4 protein-coding genes are annotated in these 6,751 nt (G+C 35.4%); 1 reads left to right on the forward strand and 3 read right to left on the reverse strand.

Features of this window, described 5'->3' with window-relative positions; all coding sequences use genetic code 11:
- Nucleotides 1-13: 13 nt before the first annotated feature.
- Nucleotides 14-1,285: a DUF2851 family protein gene (locus tag ACIQ1E_RS07085; protein ID WP_396169988.1), complete on the reverse strand. Its 1,272-nt coding sequence runs from the start codon at nucleotides 1,283-1,285 to the stop codon at nucleotides 14-16.
- 112 nt (nucleotides 1,286-1,397) lie between these two features.
- Between ACIQ1E_RS07085 and ACIQ1E_RS07090 the strand changes: the two genes are divergently transcribed.
- On the forward strand, nucleotides 1,398-3,809 hold the full coding sequence (locus ACIQ1E_RS07090) for a prolyl oligopeptidase family serine peptidase (protein ID WP_396169990.1): 2,412 nt from the start codon (nucleotides 1,398-1,400) through the stop codon (nucleotides 3,807-3,809).
- A gap of 112 nt (nucleotides 3,810-3,921) precedes the next feature.
- Here the strand turns inward: ACIQ1E_RS07090 and ACIQ1E_RS07095 are convergent, their stop codons facing one another.
- Nucleotides 3,922-4,404: a 3'-5' exonuclease gene (locus ACIQ1E_RS07095; protein WP_396169992.1), complete on the reverse strand. Its 483-nt coding sequence runs from the start codon at nucleotides 4,402-4,404 to the stop codon at nucleotides 3,922-3,924.
- 89 nt (nucleotides 4,405-4,493) lie between these two features.
- Nucleotides 4,494-6,446 carry a putative porin gene (locus tag ACIQ1E_RS07100; protein WP_396169994.1) on the reverse strand — a complete coding sequence of 651 codons (1,953 nt, stop codon included), beginning with the start codon at nucleotides 6,444-6,446 and terminating at the stop codon, nucleotides 4,494-4,496.
- Between the last annotated feature and the right edge of the window lie 305 nt (nucleotides 6,447-6,751).

Genomic DNA, 6,751 nt, shown 5'->3' on the forward strand with positions numbered 1-6,751 from the left:
AAATAAGCTTTTTCTAGTTGTTTTTCAATAATTCCATTCCGATAGCACATTCTAAACATCGGCTTTTGTTGCAATATTCGTTTTTGAGTTGCAATAGCGATTGTGATTCTAGGGCAGTTTTTGATTTAATACCAAAGGAACTAAACTTGTCTATAATAGCATTTTTTTCAGAAGGAACTTCATTAATCAATTGAATTAAATCTTCCGAAATTTCCTTGCCTTGACTTTTTGCAAATGCAAATTGAAGCGGGATTATGGTATTGATGATAATTAAATCGACGAATGATTTGGAAATTTTCTTCTTTTTTTTCGGGCTTTCTTTATCAAACTGATAATGGTTTTCCCAATAGACGGAAGTCGAAACATCGAAAGCTTCATAAATCCTTTTAACTGAATTTGTAGAACTGACAATAGAAAATAAATTTTGATGACTGTGATACAACTGTGACAATTGTGACAAACGAATCGTTGGAAAATTATCGGGACGATGCTTGAAAAACTGAACCGGTTCTATAATTTTTTTCTCGATCTGATATTTTTGCAACAAATAAAAATACCTGAACTTCAAATCCTTGAAGTAGTTATCCTCTTTTTCAGCATCCAACAAACCTGCATTTCCTACTAATAAAGCTTCTAGATTTTCGACCTCGAAACTTTCTTTGCGCATAATTGAAAACGGAATGGATTGCGCAATTTTCAAGAAAATTTCACCGTTGGTGTTCAAACCAAAATTCTTAGCCAAAAGGCTGAACAAAACCGCTTCCCAATCATTATTTGTTTGCTTCAACAACTCAAAAATAGACTTTGATTTTCGTTCCAATCGCTCGAAAAACAAACGTTCTTGCCAATTTTTCAACAAAAAATCGTCAATATTATTGAGTTGTTTCTCGCAATAAATCCAAGATTTTGGTGCTACCAAGGCATTGTAATTGGTTATAGTTGCAGCGTCTACGTATTTTTTGAGTTCCAAGACAGGAATTTCAGAATTGTTGCTTCTAAAGATTTCGGTATCGTGTTCCCAAACTACATGAAGAATAACGTTCTCATAAGCTTGGTCTCTCTCGTGATGATGCACATACCAATCCGAAGATTTAAGATGAATTTCTACATTCCCTGCCCATTTCTGATCACCAATAATCAATTGCGCGTTAAAAAAATCAGGGCCAGCCAATTCCAAATATTGTCCAACCTGAACAATAGTAAGCTGTTCTCCATTGAAGGTTTTTAAATTCAAACTATCGAATTTCTTGAATTTCCAGAGGTAATGGAGAAAATCTTCTTTCATAGATGATACTTTTTGAAAACATACTAAAGTAATAAATTAATTTTTAAACTATCAATAATTATTTCTTTGATTTTCATATCTTGGCAACAAGTTTTAATCTAAAATAAACCACATGAAATCAATTTTTCGTTCCCTTCTATTATTTGGATTTTTGCAAATTGGAATCGCTCAAGAAAACATCAATTTCCAAAAACCATCTCCAGAGATTTTAGCGCTCGCAGATTTTCAAAGAGCTCCGTCCGTAAGTATGGATACCAAAAAGCAATATATGCTTTTGAGTTATAGAAATACCTACAAAACACTTGACGAATTGAATCAAGAAGAAATGCGATTGGGTGGATTACGCATCAATCCGGTTACCAATATTTCTAGTTCGGTTAGCTATGTCAATAATTTAAAAATTAGAAAAATTAGTGATAAAAATGAAGTCCAAGTAAGTGGCTTACCTGAAAACCCAAAAATCACCAATGTATCGTGGTCTCCCGATGAGAAAAAAATAGGCTTTACGAACACCACAAGCTCTGGAGTTGAACTATGGGTTATTGATGTTACAAATGCATCAGCTAAAAAAATCACAAAAGACAATTTGAATGCCAATCTTGGAAGTCCATATAATTGGATGAAAGACAATGAAACTTTATTGGTAAAAGTATTGCCTGCGAACCGTCCTGCATTGATTGATGCTAAAAAAGATTTGCCAAAAGGTCCAACAGTATCCGTTTCAGACGGCGCAAAATCGCAAAACAGAACTTATCCTGATTTGTTAAAAAACAAACAAGACGAACAAAATTTCGAAACTTTGGTTACTTCTGAATTGTATAAAATTTCATTATCAGGAAAATCGGAGTTGTTCAAATCTGGAGCCATTTACGCTGGAGAAAGTTTTTCACCAGACGGTAATTATTTAATGATAACCACTATCCAGCGACCCTATTCTTATGTAGTTCCTTTGAATCGTTTCCCACAAAATACAACTGTTTACGACGCATCTGGAAAAGAGGTGAAAGTAGTTAACGAGGTACCTTTGACCGAGATAATGCCTAAAGGTTTTTCTTCGGTTCGAAAAGGGAAACGAAATATGAGCTGGCGTGCCGACAAACCTGCAACACTAAGCTATGTTGTTGCTCTTGACCAAGGAGATCAAGCTGTGAAAGTGGAGTACCGAGACGAAGTTTTTCAATGGAACGCACCTTTTTCATCTGAGGCAACATCTTTAGTAAAAACACCTCAACGTTATGGCGGTATGATTTGGGGGAACGAAACTACAGCCATGGTTTCTGATGATTGGTATGACACTCGAAACACAAAAATGTATTTGATAAATCCTTCGAATCCCAACCAAACACCTAAAATTATGTTTGACAGAAATTCTCAAGACATTTATTCAGATCCAGGAAATTTCGAAATGAAAAAGAATCAGTTTAACCGTTATGTATTGGCTATAGAAAATGACAATGCCTACTTGATTGGCGACGGACACACAAAGGACGGACAATTTCCTTTCATTGATGAATACAACTTAAAAACATTACAATCAAAACGAATATATACTTCAAAATTAAAAGACAAAAAAGAAGATTTATTATCGATAGAAGACTTCAAAAAAGGAGAAGTATTGGTTTCAATTCAATCCAAAAATGATTATCCAAATTACTATTTTAGAAACATCAAATCAAAAGATAAATTAACCCAAATAACCTCTTTTAAAAATCCGTTCGAAAGCATCAAAAACGTGTACAAAGAAGTGATTAAATACAAACGTAAAGATGGCGTAGATCTTTCAGGAACTTTGTACTTACCTGCAGGTTACGACAGAACCAAAAAAGACAAATTACCACTATTGATTTGGGCATATCCAGCTGAATTTAAAGATAAAAATTCTGCAGGCCAAAGCGATAAAAATCCAAATGAATTCACATTCCCAAGTTATGGTTCATTCGTCTATTGGGTTACAAAAGGCTATGCCGTTTTAGACGATGCATCCTTCCCGATTATAGGCGAAGGGACTACCGAACCTAATGATACCTTCATTACGCAATTGGTTGATGATGCGGAAGCGGCGATTAATGCTGTTGATAATTTAGGATATATCAATCGCAATAAAGTCGCCATTGGCGGTCATTCCTACGGTGCTTTTATGACTGCTAATTTATTATCACATTGCAAGTTGTTTGCTTGCGGAATTGCACGAAGTGGCGCTTACAACCGAACTTTAACCCCTTTTGGTTTTCAAATGGAGCAACGAAATTATTGGGATGTCCCTAATGTATATAACGAAATGTCTCCGTTTATGACTGCAGATAAAATGAAAACACCCCTTTTATTGGTTCATGGTGATGCCGATAATAATCCAGGAACATTTACCCTACAATCGGAACGCTATTACCAAGCTCTGAAAGGACTCGGTGCGCCAGTTCGATTGGTATTATTACCTAAAGAATCACACGGCTATGCTGCAAAAGACAATATTTTACATTTGCTTTGGGAGCAAGACCAGTTTTTAGAAAAATACCTGAAAAACTAGGGAAAATATTGAATTGTAAAAACCTACTTTTTCTAAACAATCAGACCTATGAGATTTTTAAAACCTCATAGGTCTTTTTTTTTTAAGAATTAATAGACAGTACTAGTAGTTTTCATCGCATCAAATACAATTTGGCGCAAGCGCGCGCATCGGATAAGGCTTCGTGGTGATTGAGTTCTATCTGCATTTCGCGACAGCAATCGCTCAATTTTGTTGGTTTTAATCCTTTGGCTTTGTAGATTTTTACCGTGCATTCCCACCGTGCGCCAATATTCAAATCCTCATAATTCAAGCCGTAAAGCGCCATGGACTTAGCCAAAACATTTCGGTCGAAACTTTCGTTATGAGCTACTACAACACGATTTTGAAGTCGCTTTTGAATCTCAGGAAATACTTGTAGGAACGATTTCGCATTGACAGTGTCACGAGGATAAATTCCGTGAACCGCAATCGTAAAAGAATTGTATTCGTTTCTTGGCGGCTTGATCAGGGTCACAAATTCATCGACAATAATTCCGTTTTCGACCGTGACAATTCCTACCGAACAAGGGTGATAAGCGGTTGCTGTTTCGAAATCTATAGCGGTGAAAGTCATTTTAGAAGTTAGAAGTTAGAAGTTGGAAGTTGGAAGTTTGCAAATTGACATTCTTGTTTTTTAAATAACTAAACTGTAGAAGCACATGTTTATTGGAAAAAATTCCAAACCAGTCCAAAACGGATTATAAAGTCACCCGTCGGATTATTGGGCGAAGAATAATAATTATAACCCGAAAACGAAGAATTGAAATGTTCTAACGTAAAGTAAATTCGGGTTCTTTGAATTCGTGCGTTGAAAAAGAAATCTAAATTAGCATAGTTCCCAATTTCCTTCTGATTTTGCACAAAAAACTCACCAATTACAGGATTATATTCGTTCCCGTAATAATTGGTAAAATAATTCAAGGTAACTCCCGTTTGAAAAAACAAGGCTTTACGGAACAAGTTTTGTGAGAAATAAAACGAGTTTCGGGTCACGAATTCTGGAACATTAAGAATCAAATCAGATTGATCTACTTTTTGATACAGCAGTGTGTTTTCTAATGCGAACTTTCCAAATTTAAACTCATTACTTGCCTTTACTGACAAATAATTAATCGTATTATCATATTGAGCAGGAGCAACAATTTGCTGTCTGCCCGCAATTTGAGCCGGGGTAGAAACATCTGCAAAATACAAATGATCATTAAAAGTAGAATATTGCACCGATACGTTTACCCAAGGAGAAGTGGCATTGGCACTAATAGAATTTATTTTTTCATTCTTAAAATCATTCGACCAATTATATTTCACATAACTACTCTGATACAAATTATAGTTATCATTAGGTAGCTTGTTCATATTCTGGTATTGGAACGAAAGCAGAGTTTCGTCATTCAACTCATACTGCACTCTGGCATCCAAATTCGAAAGAGATTGATTCGTGAATGATCGCGATAGCAAAAATTTACCGGTCCATTTATTCTTCCTGTATTCATATTGTCCGCCAAAACAATCAATTCGTCGGGTTAAGGAAGCAGGTACGGTTTCGGTATCTAATATCAATACTTGGTCGTAATAATAATTGCTAAAATAATCATCCAAATAAAAATTAAACGTACCCAAAGTTGTATTCTCATAGGTCAATCCCACTTTATTGTAGGTCTTATTATAATGCGTTTGGTCATTGATGTTGCTGGTTTTGTACGATTCCCCAAATCGAAACACCGTAGTTCCACCAACAGTCGAAGCAACAGTAGGCTGATTGTATTCGAAAAATTTATTTTCATAGTTAAACTGGTGCGCTATATACAAGTTATTACTTCCCTTCACCGGATTGATGCGGAACATATGATCCAGGAACACTCTTTTCCCTTTTAGAAACGACCGAGCATCAGTCAGAAAAACTTCCAATCGATCCCTTTGCAAATAGGCTGTATTCCCACTTTCGAAATCCTCTGCTGTGGTGATTCCACCATTTTCCTCATTCATAAGATCTTGTCCCGTAAAATGAGCATTGGCAAAATAGCGTTTATTTTTGGTATTGTAACTCGTTGTAAACCTAAAATTTCCTGTACTCGCAAGCTGATTTATATATTTTCCCTCCGAACGCAATCCTTTGTATGCTAATGAAAAATTGAATCTCTTAGACGTATTTACTGTAAAAAAAGCATCTACGTTTTGGCCTTTCTGCATTACCGATTTAAAGTAAAATTCCGTCACAGGGGTCGCCACCGAATAATACCGAATTTGATTGGCCTCAAGAAAATTAAAATGCTTCGCTTTGAATCCAAACTCAGGGAGTGGAGCAAAAGTAGTCAAACTGTATTGCAGGGTATTATAGGTTTGCCCCTCGTTTGGAAAAGGCAACAATCCAAAAAGATCTCTGCGCAAATAATTGTGGCTGTATTTTTTTTGAATGGTAAGCGAAGTGTCGATATAAGTCGTGTCGCGCTCCAAAGTAATCGCCCGATACATATCGATAGTTGCTACTGGCTTTTTGGGATTTACCGAATCTTTACCGATCAAATTGTCTAATAGGTTCGGTTTTTTACTGTTTTTCTCTTGAGAAAAAAGCAAAGAAGAGCAACACAATAAAACAACCAGAAAAGAAATTCTCATCGAGAAAGGATATAATTATAAATAACCGCTATTTTTTATCAATGGCAAAGGTAAATGAAAAAACACACAAACAAAAAAACACACCCAATTATAAAGGCTTCTGCATTTAAAAAGAAAAAAACTAGCCACGAATTTCACGAATGAACACGAATTTTGATATTCTAAAATTCACAAATTCATTTTTAGGTATAGGCGCTTAGAGCACCCTTGTTATCTATTGATTTTATTGATATTTATTCAAATTTCACCATCTTTTTCATTAACACATCGAAGATTGTCCCCATATTTGACCTTCTATTGTATCT

The organism is Flavobacterium sp., assembly GCF_044348915.1.
Classification (GTDB): Bacteria; Bacteroidota; Bacteroidia; order Flavobacteriales; family Flavobacteriaceae; genus Flavobacterium.